This is a genomic window from Candidatus Lernaella stagnicola (assembly GCA_030765525.1).
GTDB lineage: Bacteria > Lernaellota > Lernaellaia > Lernaellales > Lernaellaceae > Lernaella > Lernaella stagnicola.
Genome location: JAVCCK010000020.1, coordinates 246720 through 263590, shown reverse-complemented (window position 1 = coordinate 263590; position 16871 = coordinate 246720). Strand labels below are relative to the sequence as shown.

The following is a 16871-nucleotide window of genomic DNA, read 5'->3' as shown; positions in this document are numbered from 1 at the left end:
ATATGGCGCTTGCGTGTTAAACCGGACAAGCGAATGAAGCAAATAATGACCGATGGGAAGTAGCATTGAAAGCTCGCGATATCGTTCGGAGGTTCGCCATGAAACGCAGAGAATTCATGAAAGCATCCGCCACTGCGCTGGGCCTGTTTGCGACCGGAGGCGCCACGGCCGGATTTCCTTCGCTTGCGTACGCGAAGACTTCCGGGCCGGTCACTCCGCTCGACACCTTGTTGGAGCAAGGCATGCGGGTGATGTGGGTCGGCGCCCACCCGGATGACGAGTCGATGGTCGGAGCGATGTTGGCCAAGGCAGGGCCGCGCTTGGGCAATCCGCTGTACTTCCTGGTGTTGACGCGCGGGGACGGCGGCGAGTGCCTGCTGCCGGGCGGTTGCTCGCCGGATTTGGGTACCGTGCGCGCTAACGAAATGAAGGAAGTGGCTCGTTTGTACGGTGCGGAATTGCAGCACGAGTACTACTGGAACGCGCCGTTGCCGGTCGAGAGCTTCCCCAAGCGGCACGAGATCGCCGAGCGCTGGGTGCGCGAACACGGCGACCCGACCTTCGTCATCGCCAAGGCGATTCGGGATTTCAAACCCGACGTTTTGCTTACTTTCGCGCCGATCAACGGTTTCACCGGGCATCCGGAACACCAGTTGGCGTCGCGTTTTTCGACGGCGGCGATCCGCGTCGCGGCTGATCCCAACTCAGGCCTTCCCGGCGCCGCACATCGTGTGGAGTACTCCTACTACGGTTTGAACCGCTATTGGCCCTACCGGCTGTTCGGCGCGGGTGATCCGATGGAGCCGACCGAGACTTTCCGCGGCCGGCAGGAATGCATCGACGGCAAAACCTGCCTAGAAATCCTGGCCGAATACACGAAGCCGCACCGCACGCAGGAAAACGACATGGGAGCCGTGCGGGTTCTGTCGCGCTACCTCATCACTTTTTACCTGCGTCGCACCGATCCCTTCACGGAAGTTTTCGATCCCCATGAAAAGGTCGTCGAAAACGGGATGGGTTGATGTGGCGTAACGGGTCACCACCATGGAAGCAGGCGGTGAAACGGCGAGTCAATTAACGTTTAATCGTCCACCATCGCAGAATTGACTACCGGGAAATACGCGAACCGAAAGGAGAAATCTTTTGCCTACCTACGCGATCGCGGACTTTTTCAAAACCGGCGACATCGTAATCGATCCACGGCTGCACGCCCGTCCCACTAGGCCGTTGACCATGGAGGCCGCCCGGGAGCTGTTGTTGCAGTTCGCTCTACTGAAGTTCGACTTCGAGCAATCCGTGAAGGCGATGTTGGTATATGACTATCAGGTTACCGTCGGCACCGAACAAACCGCGCTCGGTTTTCTTTTCGAGCAGACGGTCGACGAAATGGGCCAGATGAAGGTGCCACCCAAGCCCGTGGGACGCATCGAGTTTCACGCGGGCGGTCCGGACGGCCCGACCATCAAAGTCTTTTCCATTTAAAATCATTCCACCGCAGCAAACACGAAAGGCACCGTCGCCGTCACGCGCGCGCTGACCGTGCCGTTGACCTTGGCGCCGCGCAGCTTTGCCAATACGCAAGCCGCCACGCCGGCATCGCCGAGGGTGTCGGCCACGACCGCGACCGTCTGCACCGCGCCGCCGGGAGCGAACACGACTTGCACGCTCAGCTTACCGGCTAGGTGCGGCTTGGTTTTCAACGCTTTTTCGTAGCAGTACTTCACCGCGCCGCGTCGCGCGTACAAGGCTTGACGCACCAAACGCCGTTCGTCGACATCGCCGCCGCTGGTCGTCGGACGTTCGGAGCCCACCGTGGCGTGCACCAAACGCCGGTCGCGTTTACCCGTATCCACCGTTCCGGTTTTCGGCACATCGAGACCGGGCAAGTTGACGATCACCGCCTGCGCGGGACCCGCGCCGATCGGCAGCCGGTCGCCGTTCGTCGCAACGCGTACCCCGGCGCGCGGCCGCAGCTTGGTCGCCGAAAGGCGGTCGACGCTTTTCGCCCACCCCGGCGTATCGCTTTCGCGCGTGATTAGGGCAATCAAGTGCTGATTCTGATCGATCGCTTTGAGCATCCCTTTGGATTCCACGGACGCCACGGGCCCGGCCGGACCATGGCCGTCGGCGCTGCCGGGGCCGGGTTGGCTGCCCCGGGGCGCTACGGTGAGCGCGGCCTTGGGGGACGACGTGGGCAGTTCAAAATCTTCCGGAAGCTGAAACTGCGGCACGAACATCGCGGTGGCGATGCGCGGCGCGGGCGGCGGTGGCGGGAGCAGTCGCACCAGGTTCACAAAAGCGACGTGCGCCAACAGCGAGCAACACAGCGCCGCGATGACGATGCGGTTCCATTTCGGCCATATGCTGATGAAAGGAATTTCAGCTCGGAGTTCTTCGCGAGAGGGCGTGGGCATGCGGCTTCCTCCCGGTACGGCGGGCGTACCTCAAACGAGGTGGGCGAATGGCGGCCGATCATGCTAGTGGCACGGAGGCTACGGCTTCGACGAGTCGTGATTCCACCTCCGTTAGGGCATACTTCCAGTGCAACGGCCATCGCCCAGGAAAGGGAAGGCCGCCATCCGCCCACGGATACGTAGGTAGACAACGGGAATTCGCGCCGGTTCCGTTTGTGGCGTCGTTAATCGGGAATATCGCGGAGTTTATATCGCAAGATCCACTGCAGTGCGCCGACCACGCCGACCGCCGCCAAAGTCAACAACCAGGGCGTGACCATCTCGCGATAGATGGGTTTGGGATTCAGGAAGACGGCGATCAGCGAGAAATTGATCACGAGAAAAAGCGACCACCAAAATGCCCGGCCGCGATTTTTTCGCAGCACGAAGAGCCCCACGACCGCGAGCGCCGTCAACCACCAGGACGGACAAAGAGGTATCAAGGCATCCGCTTCGCAGCCGAAGGCGCCGAACCAGAACGATGCTAGCCGGTCTTCCGATTGCAGGAGAAAGCTGCCGGGGTGACTCATGGCCTCGCGCAGCGCCAGACCGACGAAATATCGCTCGCGCTGCCCTTCGTTACGCGATGGCCAATCGTCGGGAAGCGGCCCGGGTAACGCATCCTCCAGCGTCACCGGCTCCCCCGCGTCGAAGGGTGGTTCGGCGTGCCGGCGCTCCACTCCCAGCAGCATCACCTCGCCCTTGCGGTCGTACACCCATGCAAAACCGTGGCGCCAATTCGCCACTTGATAGGCGGCGATCGGCAGCCCGAAACCGAGCGCCAGCAACACGACGCCGGCAACCGCTTGACGGCGCTGCGGCAGCACGCGCGCCCAAACGAGGTGCGCGAGGATGGTCATCACCACAAAAGGAAGAAACACGGTGCGGGTCAATTCGGCCAAGGCGAACGCGATTCCCGCCGCCACGCTACGTCGCGCTTTCGCGGCTTGCGGCGATATGCCCAAGGCGAGTAGCCCGGCCAGAAAAAACGCGTACATCACTGTCTCGGGCCGCAGATGGCCCGCCAATTCCATCGCGGGAGTCCAGAAGGTCCAAGCGCTCGCCGCCACGAGCCCGGCAAGTTCGTCGTGCCACTGCCGGCCTAGGAAGAATATCGGCAACGCCAGCAGCGCGGAAAAGACCGCTTGCGCTAAAAGGAAGGAGCGGGAGTCGGGAAACGCGGCGATGAGATAGGGCAGCACCGGCGGTTTGCGCAAATGGCTGACCGGCACGAATTTCTCGCCTTCATAGACCATCCGGCCGTTGTCGCGAATGGAGTTAGCCAGCAGAAGGTAGGCCGCGTTGGGATCGATCCGCGAATCCCGCGCCATGGTAACGCGCAGGGCGGCGCCAACTGTGATCAGCGCGGCCAGCACCGCGCAGATGGTCGTCCACTTGATCCACGGCTTAGCGGCCATCGTCCCCGTCTTTCGATTCCCCCGGCAAGGCGAGCGACCATTGCCGGACTGCCGCGGCGATTTCGGCGCGTTTCCCATCCAAAGCCGGGTTCGCACCGCTCGGGTCGAAAGGCCACTCACCGAGCAAGGGTGCGGCGATGCGCGAGGCGATTAGCCGGGCGTTGCTGTGGGTATCGGCGGACTCGGTGTCGGTAAGGCGGTTGAGCACGACGCCCACGTGCGAGATGCCGCCGCAAACAAGAGCGTGGACCGTCAGCAGCGTGTGATTGATGCACCCCAACTTGTTACCGGCCACGACCAACACCGGTAGGTCGGCCGCGAGGGCGAAATCGAGATACGTGTGTTCGTCGGTCAGGGGTACGAAAATGCCGCCCGCCCCCTCGACGAGGACAACGGAAAAGCGCGAGCGCATCTCCTGAACCCGCCCGACCAAATCCGTGAAGTCGATCGTCACCCCTTCCCGGCGCGCCGCTTCGGCCGGGGCCAAGGGTGCGGCCAGCCGGTAGGGGCAAACCTCGTCGAGCGACTGCACGCCGCCCGCGGCTTCCCGCAGCGCTTCGGCATCGACGGCGCGACCTTGATCGCAGCCGCTTTCGACGGGTTTGTACACGCCCACGGTGTGCCCGGCGCTACGCCACAGCCGAGCCAAGCCGGCGGCAACGTGCGTCTTGCCGACGCCGGTATCGGTTCCGGTGATGAAAAGCGCGCCCATTTTTGACTCCTTAACCCCGCAGCCTAGCACGCTGTATCGAAGCTCCCAACCGGCCGCCATTTAGTGTAGAATCCCGTTGCTATGAGTCGCATTTTATTCGAGCCCAGTCAGCGCCTGTTGTGGCGCATCATGTTGGCCTTCACGTTGGTTCTGATGATTCAGGCCGGAGCATCCGGCTATCTGATTTTCAACGCGATGGACAAGCTGCTGCAAGCAAATCTCAACGGCAAGTTGTTCCGTGTCGCGGCGCTCGCGGCCGACGACCCGATCATCTCGCACACCCTCGACGTCAGCGACGAGGACCGCAACGCGCAGCAGGTGTTGGACCAAGCCTCGGGCTTTTTTACGGAACTCACGTCGTTGGTCGATGTGCGCCGCGCTTATCTGTTTCGGCTGGAGGAGAATCGCTTTGTCTACCTGGCGGGAACGATTGATACCGAACGCTTGAAGAAAGTGCCGACGCCGCTGCTCAACGCTTCGGAGCTGCAAACTTTGCGCGAGGGGCACACCATCACCAGCCGCCCGTTCCGACTGGAGCCCGGCGGACTGATGAAAGCCGTCTACGTCCCGATTTTGCGCAACGGTAATATGGTCGGCCTGCTGGCGATTGACGACGACGCCCAGGACCTCGAAAGCCTCACGCGCTTGAAACAGCAGCTTCGGGCAATCGCGGCCGGGGCGTTTTTCATCGTCGTGCTCGTTTCGTTTCTTTTGGCGCGTACGATTGTACGCTCGGTTCGCAAGCTCGTGGACGCGGCCGAGAATATGGGGCTTGGCGATTTCTCGGCGCGCTTCAACGTAACGGGCAACGACGAGATCAATTTCCTGGGTCAAACCTTCAATGATATGGCGGAGGACATTCAAGCCCGCGACGAGCAGATTAGCCGCATGAATGAAGCGGCGTTGGCCGACGCCCGGCAACTGTACGAACATGTCCTGCGCGCGGCGTACTCGGCGATACTCACCGCCGACAAAGACGACCTGCTCACCAGCGAAAACCCTGCCGCCGCCGAACTGCTCGGCCCCGCGCCCGACGGCCCGATCACCATGACCCGACGTCTGGGTCCCTACCCCGAGTTGTTGAAACTTTGGCGGCAACGCCGGCTGGCGCGTGACGTGGAAGTAACGATCGTGCGCGCCGGCGACACACGCGTCGTCGAAGCGACCATCGCGCAGCTAACCGACCACCGCAACCAACCGATCGGCCACAGTTTGACGCTGGTCGACCGTACGGAAATCACCGAACTGCAGAGCGAGTTGGCCATGCGCGACCGCTTGGCCGCCCTAGGCGAGTTGGCCGCGGGCATCGCGCACGAAATTCGCAATCCGCTCAACGGCATCCAACTCATGCTCGGGCTGGTGCACGAGGACCTGCGCGAAAAGGGCGTCACGGACGAGCGTTTCAAAAACATCTACGACGAAGTCTCGCGGCTTAATACGATCCTGAACGACTTCCTCTTGTTCGCGCGCCCCAAGGCCATCGAACGCACGCCCAGCAGTCTGACCGACCTGGCCGAGGACGCGCTGATGTTGATCGCGCCGCAGATCGAAACGAAGCAAATCGAAATCGTGCGCACGTACGACGAGATCATACCGGCGGCAACCGTCGACCAGGCGGCCATGCGTCGCGTGTTGGTGAACTTGGTGAAGAACGCTTGCGAAGCGATGGATACAAGCGGCAAACTGTTTATTGAGATCAGCGGCCCGGCGACGACCGGGAATGGTTTTCGCATCCGTGTTCGCGATACCGGCCCGGGCATCGCGGAGGACGTGATGAACCGCTTGTTTAATCCCTTCGTGACGACCAAAGACGAAGGAACCGGCCTGGGCCTATCGATCGTACACAAGACGATCATCAATCATCATGGATCCATCACCTGTCGCAACCACCCCGACGGGGGCGCCTGCTTCACGGTGATCTTGCCCGCAGGAGAGGAGTAACGATGTCAGACATGCTGATTGTCGACGATCACAAAACAACCGCCGACAGCATCGCGCAAATCGGCCAGCGCCTCGGCTTGGACGTGCAGGTATTGTACGACGGCGCCGAAGCTCTGTCGGCCGTCGACCAAAAACCCTTCGACGTGGTGGTGACCGACCTGCGGCTCCCCGGCGCGTCGGGCATGGACATTCTCTCTCACGCCACGTCCGCCAATCCCGACGGCGCGGTGATGGTCATTACTGCCTACGGATCGATCGAGAAGGCTGTCGAGGCCATGCGCAAAGGCGCATTCGACTTCATCTCCAAACCCTTCACCATCGACGAGATCAGGGTGAAGCTCGAAAAAGCGCTGGCCCACGTCGAGGCGCAGCGCGAGATGCAGCGCATGCGAGCCAGTTTGGATTCGTTGTTCGAAGACGAAACCCGCCGCTACAACTTCAACGAGATCGTCGGCCGTAGCAGCGCGATGCAAAAAGTGTTCGACACGATCCGTAAAGTGGCGGCCTCGGACGCCTCGGTATTGATCCTGGGCGACAGCGGCACGGGTAAGGAACTCGTGGCCCGCGCCATTCACTTCAACGGCCCGCGTAAGGACGACCCTTTTGTGCGCGCGCACTGCGCGGCCTATGCTGAGGGCGTGTTGGAATCGGAACTGTTCGGGCACGAGAAGGGCGCGTTCACCGGGGCGGTGCGGCGCAAGATAGGCCGTTTTGAACAAGCGCATCGCGGCACGCTCTTCCTCGACGAAATCGGCGACGTCAACCACAACATCCAAGTGAAGCTGCTGCGCTTCTTGCAGGAAAAGGAATTCGAGCGCGTCGGCGGCAACCATACGATTTCGGTAGACGTGCGGATCCTTTCGGCCACGAACCACGACCTCAAGGGACTGATCGCCGAGCGCCGTTTCCGTGAGGATTTGTACTACAGGCTGAACGTCATTTCGATTTATATCCCACCCCTGCGCGAGCGCCGCGAAGACATCCCCCTGCTCGTCGAGCACTTTCTACGCAAGGCGGCGGGCCGCAATCCGGTGAAGCTGATCGACCCCGAGGCCATGATTTTACTGACCCATTATCACTGGCCGGGCAACATCCGCGAATTGCAGAACGTCATCGAACGCGCCGTGGTGTTAACCAGCCGCGAACGCATCTCCCTGGATCAATTGCCCCACGACATTACAGGTTCGGCCGAAAGCGCCACGCCGCGCCTTCACGGACCGGTCGATTTCGACTCCGAAGTCGAGAAATTCGAAAGGGACTTAATCGCCGGAGCGTTGGTCGAGTCGGACCACGTCAAAACTCGCGCCGCGGCGCTGCTGGGCATCGACCGTAATCGACTGCGTTACAAAATGGAAAAATACGGCATCGCCGACGACGCACCAGCAAAATAACTAATTTCTTTTCGCGCGACCGGTGATTATATTCCGCACGACGCAGGATTGTGATGCCGAGAAAACGCCTCGACGCGGCAGGCGTTTGATCATGCGGAGGAAACGATGCCCCATAAAATCAGGTTCGTAGATGGAGAACTGCAGGTCCCCGATAATCCGTTCGTCGTCTTGTTATGCGGCGACGGCATCGGACCCGAGGTGGTCGACGCCGCGGTGAAGGTCGTCGACAAAGCCGTACTGCGAAGCTACGCCGGACAGCGGCGCATCAAGTGGCAGGAGCAGCCCGCCGGAGAGAGATCGCTGCATGACAACGGCGACCTACTGCCCGAAACGACGCTGCAAGCGATACGCGACCACATCGTCGCTCTAAAAGGACCCATGACCACTCCGGTCGGCCACGGTTTTCGCTCGGCCAATGTGGCGCTGCGCCAGCGGCTGGACCTGTATGCCTGCGTGCGGCCGGTTCGTTATTACAGCGGCGTGCCCAGCGCCCTGCGGCGTCCGGAGAAACTCGACGTCGTCATTTATCGAGAGAACACCGAGGACGTTTACGCCGGCGTCGAGTACGCGGCGGGATCGCCGGAAGCCGAAACCTTCATCGCCCAAGCGAAAAAGTTCGGCTCGGACATCCGGCGTGACAGCGCCATCGGCCTCAAACCGATCAGTGAATTCGCCAGCAAGCGCCTGATTCGCCGCGCCATCGAATACGCCCTGGAAAACGAGCGGAAGAAAATCACCCTCGTGCATAAGGGCAACATCATGAAATTCACCGAGGGCGCCTTCCAAAAATGGGGTTACGAGCTGGCGCGCGAAATGCTCGGCAACCGCATGGTCACCGGCGACCAAGTCGGCCCCGACCGCTCACCGCCGCCGGGCAAGATTCTCGTGCAGGACAAGATCGCCGATGCCATGTTTCAAGACCTGATCCGCCGCCCCCAGTGGCACGACGTCATCGTGACCACCAACCTCAACGGCGACTACCTTTCCGACGCGGCCGCGGCTCAAGTAGGCGGCCTGGGTATGGCGCCCGGGGCAAACATCGGCGACGAGGCGGCGGTTTTCGAAGCCACGCACGGCAGCGCGCCGCAATATGCGGGCCAGGACAAAGTGAACCCGACCAGCGTTATTCTTTCCGGCTCGTTGATGCTGCGCTATATGGGATGGCACGAGGCGGCGCGGCTGATTGAAGCCGCGGTCGAGGAAACGATCCTGCGCAAAATCGTGACCTACGACCTGGCTCGCCTACTGAAAAACCCGACCGAGGTTTCGTGCAGCGGTTTCGGCAAAATGGTGGAAGATTCCATCACGCGGATGATTTGATTACGGCGCGTCGGGCACGATTTTCAACCGGTAAATCCAATCCACATCCAGCAAGGGCACGGCCCGCGGCGCGACCTGAGTTTGCCACTGCGTAGCGTAGTCAGCCTGAAAATTGTGCAGATGAAGCACGTAGGGTACGTCATGCTCGATCAAGTAGGCGCCGATATCGCCGTCGCGCATCGCGTGCAGCGCTTCGAAGTTGAGGATGCCGTCCAAGTTAACGACCTCGAAATCGAGAAGGTAGAAGCCGAACACGCCGCAATCGGTGTAGCCGATACGCGACCCGGTCGGCACGTTTTTCTCGATCGTATCGATCAACCGCCACGCGTCGCGGGGCGTGTGGTCGGCCGTCCAATCCTTCAGTCCCGGCAGCGCAAGCAGGAAAACCAACAGCGCCCCCGCAGCCACCCGTCGCGCGTTTCCCGCTAAGCGATCAGCGGTCAGAAAACCCGAGAAGAAGGCCGCCCAAATCAACGCCACGCCCAAACTCAGGGCGTAAAAATGCCGCATGGAATAATTGAGCATGTACAGCGGATAGAAAACGGCCGCGCCCGCCAACGGTACGAGTAGGAAAGCCAACGGCTCGAGCTTTTTGATGCGCCCGACGTGTCGCCGTCCGAACCAAAAGAGCAACGCCGCAATGGCGAGAGCAAGTGCGACCAGCGCCACGGCAATCAAAGGTCGGTCGCGCCCCAATTGCACGAGAAAACCGCTGGTCTGCCGCTCGCCGGATAACAGGCGCGCCGCCAACACTCGCATTGCGCGTTCGTAGCCGAATAATGGTTCCAACGGCAGCTTGATGCCTAGACTGATCCACTTGACCGCCGCGAATTTGATCATCCCCGGCCATGATTCCGGGACGCCTTGCTGCAGTAGGCCGCGCCATCGGTGGAACGCGCCGCTGGATTGGAAGAACGACCCGCACGCAAACCGGCTCCAGACGAACCACGGCGCCAACAACAACGCCGCCGGTGTGAACATGAGAAAACCACGTCCGAGCACGGCGCGTGGTTCTCGCCGCTTTCGCCAAACGATATCGACCGCCACCCCGGCCATCAAAAACACGGTGTCGAAGCGGGCGTAGGCGGTTAGACCGAGCAGCAAGCCGAGGGCGACCAACACCTTCGTGCGCTCGTCGTCGCGAAATTGGAGATAGAGATAGACGAAGAGCCAGAAAAGTAAGGCGTGCAGCGAGGTTTCCAAGCCGCTCAAGCTGTGGCCGAGCAGGTTGGCGTTGGCGACGAAAAGCAGGCCGACGAGCCACGCCGCGCCGTCGTCCAGCAGTCGCCGGGCGACTTTCATCAACACGACTAAAAGCGCAGCGGAGCAGAAGGCCAGAAAGAGTTTCGCCAGCCGCAGGCACCATTCCGGGTGGCCGCCAAACAGCCACATCACCGGCGCCATGACGAAGCCATAGAGCGGTTGAAATCCGTTCGTGGGCGCGCCGCCATAAGTGATGCCCTGCCCGTCGGCGATATGGCGGGCGACGGTCAAAGTGTAGTAGGCGTCGTCCAGCAAGTGCAGGTGCGGTTGAACCAGGGCGAAAAAGCCCGTCAACAGAAGGTGAACAATGACGAGGATCCAAGCGGCGCGCGGCAGCTTCATGCGAGAGTCTCGCGCAGAATGAATTCCAGGCGCGACACGTGCTCGTCCGGGGCGTGACGTTCGGCCACCCGCCGCCGCCCGGCCACACCCATCCGATCGGCCATGCCACTTCGCGCCAGAATTTCAATCTCCCGCCGCAGCGAATCGGCGTCGCCCGGCGCAAACAGCAAGCCCGTCACGTCCGGCTCGACAACTTCGGGCAGACTGCCGTGCCCCGCCGCAATCACCGGTCGCCGATGCGCGTGCGCCTCGAGCGCCACGTGCGGCACGTTCTCCCACCACAACGATGGAACGAGAACCGCCAGCGCCCGGCGGTACAGATCGCTCAGAACATCGCCTTGCGCGAACCCGACGAATTCGACTTCCGAGATTTTCCGCCGCGCCACGTCCGCCTGCAATTCGCGCCCGTACGGCGTGTCGGCGTCCCCGGCAATCAACAGCTTGCGCCCAGTGCCCGCGACGGCCTCCACGGCCAAGTGCGCCCCTTTGGCTTCGTACAGCCCGCCGACGAAAAGCAGCGGCCCTTCCAAGGGCGGCGGACCGGGATCTTCCGGCAACGGCAGCGGTGTAGGCAGGTGAACGATTTCGTGGGCCGGGAAGCCGCAGCTTACGAGGGTTTCGGCCAAGTAGCGGCTCGGCGTGATGTAGCGTTGCACGCCGCGGTGAGCGCCGACGAGGTCGGCATAGGTCATGGCCAACACGCGCGCGGCGGAAACGGAAAAGGAATTCTTCAGGCAGCGATGCACGAGCGCGGGGCCCCGCCCTTCCCGACACGCGAGGCACGGCTGCCCGTCGCGCAGGCAGTTGTAAGCGGGGCAGACCAGTTGGTAGTCCGAGAGCCGCATGACGACCGGCACCCCCAAGTCGCGCGCAGCCAGCAGCACGTCCGGATAAAGGTAGTGAGCGATTTGCAGCGCGTAGACGACCTCGATGTCATTCTCCAAGATGGCGCGGCGCGCGGCGCGGTAAACACGGCGGTCGCGCACCACACGGATGGCGAGGCGGATTTTCTCGCGCAGGCTCAGCGACCGATCGGCGTGCAGGACGAAATCGCCGTCGACCGGCGGCGGTGGGAAGAAGCGAGCGGCGGGCGTTTCTCGATTGCGTTCGTACGCCAGCGCGAAGGGTAAGACCTCGTGGCCCGCATCACGCAACGCGCGTTCCACGAAAAAGAGATAACGCTCGGGTCCGCCCGAGGCGAAATACCGGTTGTTGGCGATTAGGATGCGAATTGCTGTCCCTCCCGCTTCGTGGCTACCAAATCGCTGCGACTGTGCTTATCATATGCCCCGATGCAAACTCCACGTCACGTCGCATGGATCGTCGCCAAGGCCCTGCTGGTTGTGGTCTTCCTGGCCATTTTGGCGGTGCTTGTCTGGCGACACAACCTCCCCTTCGCCGATTTACGCGACATGATACGCGTCGAGACCGACAAGCTCGGTCTGTTCCTGTCCACGCTGCTTTTCATCGTACTTTACATGCTGATCAGCACCGTGCCGATCCCGGGCCGCGAAGTTTTCAAGTTGGCCGCCGCGGTGACCTTCGGCTACTTCAGCATCGTGGCGGTGTGGTGGGGCGAAGTGCTGGCGGGCGTGGTGGGGTTCGGATTGGCTCGCTTCGGCGGTTTCGAATTGGTCAAATTTTTGGGCGGCGCGCGTGTGACGGATTTCAACGATACCTTGCGCGGCGCGACGTGGAAATCGATCACGTTTCTTCGAATCATCCCCATTACTCCGTATCGATTTTTCAATTTCGGCGCGGGATTGTTGGACGTACGTTTCGGCCCGTATCTTTCGGGCACCGTACTGGGCACACTGGTACGCACGGCGATTTTTCAGATCATCTTTGTGCTATTCAGCGACATCCTGATTCGGCAAGGAGTCTCGATTCGCGAGGTCTTTTTCGCATCGATCGTCTTCGGCTCGCTGATGATCCTCTCCTGGATCGTTCTCCACCGCCGGCGCCGAAAACAAGCCACGGAGAGTGAAGCATGAGCGCTCCCAAAGCGAGCTACTCGCCCGAACGTGACCGCCGCAAGGCGATTCGCTACGGCATGATCGCTCTCGTTGTGATCGCGCTATTGGCCGTGGTCAGCATATTTATGCAACAAAAAAAGAAAACGCGGGAAGCTCAGGTTTTGGCGGCGGGTGACGTCCTGTTCCGCGCGGGCCTAAACGGTGATTGCCCGGCCTTCGCCAAGGCCGCCGATCATTACCTGGCCGCGATGAAAATGCACCTGCAGAGCAAACAACTGGCATTTCAGGCCGGCGTCTCCCAGCGCCTGGCCGCGTTGTGCCGCCGCGATTTGACGACGAGCATCGCCACGCGCCGCATCGTGGTCGACTCCGGCGAGTTTAGTAACGAAGACATCAAGGAACTTGTGTTAGCCTTGCTGGCCAGTGGTCAGGCGGATCAAGCGCGCGAAGTCTTGAGCATGGCGGTAGCCGATCCGTTTTTCCAACGGCTAACCGTTTGGCTCGACCGCCTTTCCGACGAGGACTAGCAATCCCGCCACCACCTTGCGCCGGTCGAAGTGGTTTCCCATCGTCTTTATGTCACGCGCATATACGTTCAGAATCGCACGCATCCGCTTCGTCCATTAATACGTAAGTCTCTGATAATCCCGGATTTAATGTGCTTGGACTGTCTCTTTTTGTTTGGCTTTGTGTCACACCTATTGTAGCTGTTTACTTATCCTAAATCTTTGTATTAGTTTTTTCCGTTTCCACGCGGTGGAGCAATCATGAAATCTACTCATGTTATCGCAATGCTAATCGCTATATTCGTGTTCTCCTTCTTTATTCTTTCCTGTAACGGATCCGACGGCGGCTCCGATTCCTCCGCGGACGACGATAATTCCGTGGACGATGACGCCGTGAGCGATGACAATGACGATGACGACACCCCGGCGTTGGAATGTGAATCCAATGACGACTGTCCCGACGACGGCCTTTCATGCAACGGTCTCGAACTATGTGATGATAATCTCAATGTGTGCGTTCACGAATTCGATGCGGAAAATCGGCGCTGTTCGGACGACGCGGACCTGTGTAACGGTGATGAATTTTGCACGGAAGACTCCGACCTCTCGCAAGGTTACTTGTGTGATTCCACCGTTGACCCTTGCAAGGCCGAATTCGGCCCCGAAACTACCTGCGTGCCGGACGGCGATTCTTATGAATGCGTGTACGACAACTACAATCCGGGAGACTCGCCCGACTACACGAATGAGTTGGCTACCTCTCACCCCTTGTCCCAGATTCCAGCATACAAGCGCGCGCCCGGCGAGGACGAGACCTCGTTCACCGATACCTTCCTTCGAATGGAGGAACTCGCATTTTTTAGTTTCGCAGCGGAATATGACTATTACGTTATCGACGACGCGACGACAGGTTTCCCAGCGTCCGAGGATTGGTCCGGAACCGAACATATTCCGTACGAAGAGTTAACGTACTTCCCTGGGCTACTGTTTTCTAACGACATCTGGGGCGCCAAGGCTGGAGACACGGACGGCGACGGGGAAGATGAGCTAATCTGGGCTGCTACGGGACAATCCTCTCCGGTCGACGAGGTTGTTCTCGCATTTGCGACAGGTTACGGATTTGACCTTGAAGGCCTCGTTACTATAAGCGCTCCAACGGGTTATCTCTCTCTTCGAATGCTGGACATGGACACCGGCGACGTCGACGGTGACGGTATCGATGAAGTCGTCGTTTCAATAATTTGGAATAAAGATTCTGAATGCGTTTGCAACGACCGTTGCGATAATGCTTGGCAGCTCGTGTTGATCGAGCACGACCCGGAAGCCGCTGACCATTATGTTCAGTCAAATAGCCATCTCGACGAAGGATATAACGCGTACCAACAATTTTCATATTTACAAATTGCTGTCGGCAACTTTTTCGACACCGACGGGAAGGAACGAAAAGAGTTGGCCCTTGTTATCAGCAGTCTTATATCTGCCGACGGCGAGTACTACGAGGGCATCACAGCACTAAACACGTACCACTTTGATAGGACGGAAGTATCCTTCATTGATGGCGTTCGCACTGAATTCGGTAACACCACTGTAGACACGCCCCTTTCCTGGGCTTGGGAGTATGATCTCCTCGCCGCAAATACAAACCGGGGCTTTCACGACCCCGAAAGCGATATCAGGCACGCAAATCAACTCGACGAAATTGTAATCGTTTGGGATTCAAGTCCTTTCCCCAGCTATCACGGCACGGAAGAGGACTTGTTTTTGGCTGCCTATCAGATGGGCGGCGCTAACGCTCTCAGGCTGGTCGAAACAGAAGTCTTAAATTTGCCTACTTCTCCCTATGGCGAGGACGATGATGTTTGGGCCTTCAGCGAAAGGCATCATAATTGCGCAGAAGCCGGGTTCAATACGTGGGACACAAATCTACGATTCAAGACCGTTCAAGCCGTCGCCGGCCACTTTAAAAAAACAGAGCAAGGGCAGATTATTGACGGGTACGACGAGCTTATGATTCGCTGGGAGTATTTTGATGACAACTATATATTTGGTGCTGCCGTCGGAGCTCTGATGTATCTTGAAAACCTCAATGGTATATCAAACGACAATGACATAAAGGATCAGAAAGTCACCGCTGAATGTTCAGAGGATATTGCTGCCGTTTGGCAACTTTGGAGAGGTGTGTCTGCGATTTCGTCAGTAGATTCCGATGGCGATAACAGTGATGAAGTATATCTGATAAAAGGCCACTATGCCCCTATTAGTTTATTTTGTCCTTATCGGCAAAATGAAACTGTGGAACAGTATAATGTAACCGAAGAAGGCGTGCTCAGGGAAACCACTGATGGGGTGAGCCTTGGTTCCGGAATTCTTCATATGTGCAAACAGCCCTTTGTCGTCGCCGGCGACTTTGACGGCGATTCAATCAAAGTCCGGTTTAACGGTAGAGTTGAGGAGCACATCACCGAGCCGATCGTGCGCATCGTATTGGCCGGACCGCCCGTGAAGAATGGAATCGGTCAGCGATCCGACGTAAGTTTTACCGGTTACGGATCAGAATTTGTAGCGGGCGGCGGTTCGGAAAATGAAACCGCTTGGTCGGTTGGCGGTTCGATCTCGATAACGTCTGGCGTCAACGTTTTCGGTAAAACGTTGTTCAAATCGACACAGGAGTATTCATATAGCCACGAATGGGCCGAAATCAACGGCTCGAATACATCCGTTACGTACGGCATCTCGCGGAAAGGCGGTTGTCGACCCGAAGGATGTCTCGACAATTACGTCCTTTTCGACGGGTTCGTCTGGCAATCCTATTACTACGATATTCTTTCGCACCCGAATAATGACGTTATAGGCACCGAAATGTCCATAGATATCTGGTCCGGCAAGAAGAACTATTTCTGGACCATCGATTACTACAACCAATTTATTGCCGATTCGGATTTCGAAATACCGGCGGATATTTTTATGCATACGCCCGGCGATCCGTCCACTTACCCGACGATTGAGGACAAGGAAATAGTTATGGCTGACGTAAGCAATTCGGGATTCGAATCAGAAATGATAACTGTGGCACAGACATATGGTGTCACGCAGGCCGATATCATTTTTAGCGATTCGACAACGGCAGGGAAACGCACGACAAACTCCGGATCTGTATCGCAGAGCTTCGCAATCGGTGGGCCGTTCCTGGAAGCCTCCGCGACCATCGAAGGCGGACGATCCTTTACCGATGTTTCCACCACGACCACCGGTAATTCTTTTGCTATTTCTGGGATGGTCGGGGACATCCCCCCAGAATCCTTAACCAAGTGGAAATACGAGTGGGGTCTGTTCACTTACATTTACGGCGATTACGAGGAGTGTACCCAGGAGGAGCTGGATACTTTCCCCGATATGTGCGTGGAAGGCGGTCCCGACTTCCCAGGGCGCTATTTTAAGGAAGTGGACGGCCAGGCGCATTTCCGGGTCATCAACTACTGCGTGGATCCGGGATCGCTTGGGTTGGGGTATTCAGAGGGCGAGTAATAGCCGCAGCGCCCCCTCACCGTC

Annotated in this window: 13 protein-coding genes; 8 read left to right on the top strand and 5 right to left on the bottom strand. The window is 59.1% G+C overall.

Annotation, left to right across the window (positions count from 1 at the left end; translation table 11 throughout):
- The first annotated feature begins 98 nt into the window (after positions 1 to 98).
- Together P9L99_09835 and P9L99_09830 are read left to right on the top strand one after the other, a co-directional pair.
- Entirely contained in the window at positions 99 to 1022 is a 924-nt protein-coding gene (locus P9L99_09835; protein MDP8223648.1) for a PIG-L family deacetylase, read from the top strand.
- Between the two features lie 121 nt (positions 1023 to 1143).
- The gene (locus tag P9L99_09830) at positions 1144 to 1482 is read left to right on the top strand and encodes a hypothetical protein (protein ID MDP8223647.1); all 339 of its coding nucleotides are present in this window, start codon (positions 1144 to 1146) and stop codon (positions 1480 to 1482) included.
- 2 nt (positions 1483 to 1484) lie between these two features.
- Here the strand turns inward: P9L99_09830 and P9L99_09825 are convergent, their stop codons facing one another.
- The 3 genes from P9L99_09825 to bioD form a co-directional block, all read right to left on the bottom strand.
- A complete protein-coding gene (locus P9L99_09825) occupies positions 1485 to 2414 on the bottom strand; it encodes an AgmX/PglI C-terminal domain-containing protein (protein MDP8223646.1) in 930 nt (309 codons plus the stop codon).
- A gap of 224 nt (positions 2415 to 2638) precedes the next feature.
- On the bottom strand, positions 2639 to 3871 hold the full coding sequence (locus P9L99_09820; protein MDP8223645.1) for a glycosyltransferase family 39 protein: 1233 nt from the start codon (positions 3869 to 3871) through the stop codon (positions 2639 to 2641).
- Positions 3861 to 4583 carry a dethiobiotin synthase gene (gene bioD / locus P9L99_09815; GenBank protein ID MDP8223644.1) on the bottom strand — a complete coding sequence of 241 codons (723 nt, stop codon included), beginning with the start codon at positions 4581 to 4583 and terminating at the stop codon, positions 3861 to 3863. Before bioD ends, P9L99_09820 begins: the two co-directional genes overlap by 11 nt.
- Positions 4584 to 4664: 81 nt before the next feature.
- On the opposite strand from bioD, the gene P9L99_09810 reads away from it, so the two are divergent.
- The 3 genes from P9L99_09810 to icd all read left to right on the top strand — a co-directional run bounded on the left by P9L99_09810 (position 4665) and on the right by icd (position 9235).
- The gene (locus tag P9L99_09810; GenBank protein MDP8223643.1) at positions 4665 to 6524 is read left to right on the top strand and encodes an ATP-binding protein; all 1860 of its coding nucleotides are present in this window, start codon (positions 4665 to 4667) and stop codon (positions 6522 to 6524) included.
- A gap of 2 nt (positions 6525 to 6526) precedes the next feature.
- Entirely contained in the window at positions 6527 to 7915 is a 1389-nt protein-coding gene (locus tag P9L99_09805) for a sigma-54 dependent transcriptional regulator (GenBank protein MDP8223642.1), read from the top strand.
- A 105-nt stretch (positions 7916 to 8020) separates the two neighbouring features.
- Positions 8021 to 9235, top strand: a complete 1215-nt coding sequence (icd, locus tag P9L99_09800) for an NADP-dependent isocitrate dehydrogenase (protein MDP8223641.1) — start codon at positions 8021 to 8023, stop codon at positions 9233 to 9235.
- On the opposite strand, the gene P9L99_09795 is transcribed toward icd, so the two are convergent.
- Both P9L99_09795 and P9L99_09790 read right to left on the bottom strand, forming a co-directional pair.
- Positions 9236 to 10840, bottom strand: coding sequence for a glycosyltransferase family 39 protein (locus tag P9L99_09795; protein MDP8223640.1), 1605 nt, complete (start codon positions 10838 to 10840; stop codon positions 9236 to 9238).
- On the bottom strand, positions 10837 to 12060 hold the full coding sequence (locus P9L99_09790; GenBank protein MDP8223639.1) for a glycosyltransferase: 1224 nt from the start codon (positions 12058 to 12060) through the stop codon (positions 10837 to 10839). Before P9L99_09790 ends, P9L99_09795 begins: the two co-directional genes overlap by 4 nt.
- 72 nt (positions 12061 to 12132) lie before the next feature.
- On the opposite strand from P9L99_09790, the gene P9L99_09785 reads away from it, so the two are divergent.
- From P9L99_09785 to P9L99_09775, 3 genes are all read left to right on the top strand, one after another.
- The gene (locus P9L99_09785; protein ID MDP8223638.1) at positions 12133 to 12834 is read left to right on the top strand and encodes a VTT domain-containing protein; all 702 of its coding nucleotides are present in this window, start codon (positions 12133 to 12135) and stop codon (positions 12832 to 12834) included.
- Positions 12831 to 13343, top strand: coding sequence for a hypothetical protein (locus P9L99_09780; GenBank protein MDP8223637.1), 513 nt, complete (start codon positions 12831 to 12833; stop codon positions 13341 to 13343). Before P9L99_09785 ends, P9L99_09780 begins: the two co-directional genes overlap by 4 nt.
- A gap of 240 nt (positions 13344 to 13583) precedes the next feature.
- Complete coding sequence (locus tag P9L99_09775; protein ID MDP8223636.1) at positions 13584 to 16847, top strand: hypothetical protein; 3264 nt, start codon at positions 13584 to 13586, stop codon at positions 16845 to 16847.
- Positions 16848 to 16871 lie beyond the last annotated feature (24 nt).

Excerpts from the sequence above, each read along its gene's own strand:
- P9L99_09835 (MDP8223648.1), top strand. The coding sequence starts at position 99 with ATGAAACGCAGAGAATTCATGAAAGCATCCGCCACTGCGCTGGGCCTG.
- P9L99_09825 (MDP8223646.1), bottom strand. The coding sequence starts at position 2,414 with ATGCCCACGCCCTCTCGCGAAGAACTCCGAGCTGAAATTCCTTTCATC.
- P9L99_09820 (MDP8223645.1), bottom strand. The coding sequence starts at position 3,871 with ATGGCCGCTAAGCCGTGGATCAAGTGGACGACCATCTGCGCGGTGCTG.
- bioD (MDP8223644.1), bottom strand. The coding sequence starts at position 4,583 with ATGGGCGCGCTTTTCATCACCGGAACCGATACCGGCGTCGGCAAGACG.
- P9L99_09810 (MDP8223643.1), top strand. The coding sequence starts at position 4,665 with ATGAGTCGCATTTTATTCGAGCCCAGTCAGCGCCTGTTGTGGCGCATC.
- P9L99_09805 (MDP8223642.1), top strand. The coding sequence starts at position 6,527 with ATGTCAGACATGCTGATTGTCGACGATCACAAAACAACCGCCGACAGC.
- icd (MDP8223641.1), top strand. The coding sequence starts at position 8,021 with ATGCCCCATAAAATCAGGTTCGTAGATGGAGAACTGCAGGTCCCCGAT.
- P9L99_09795 (MDP8223640.1), bottom strand. The coding sequence starts at position 10,840 with ATGAAGCTGCCGCGCGCCGCTTGGATCCTCGTCATTGTTCACCTTCTG.
- P9L99_09785 (MDP8223638.1), top strand. The coding sequence starts at position 12,133 with ATGCAAACTCCACGTCACGTCGCATGGATCGTCGCCAAGGCCCTGCTG.
- P9L99_09780 (MDP8223637.1), top strand. The coding sequence starts at position 12,831 with ATGAGCGCTCCCAAAGCGAGCTACTCGCCCGAACGTGACCGCCGCAAG.
- P9L99_09775 (MDP8223636.1), top strand. The coding sequence starts at position 13,584 with ATGAAATCTACTCATGTTATCGCAATGCTAATCGCTATATTCGTGTTC.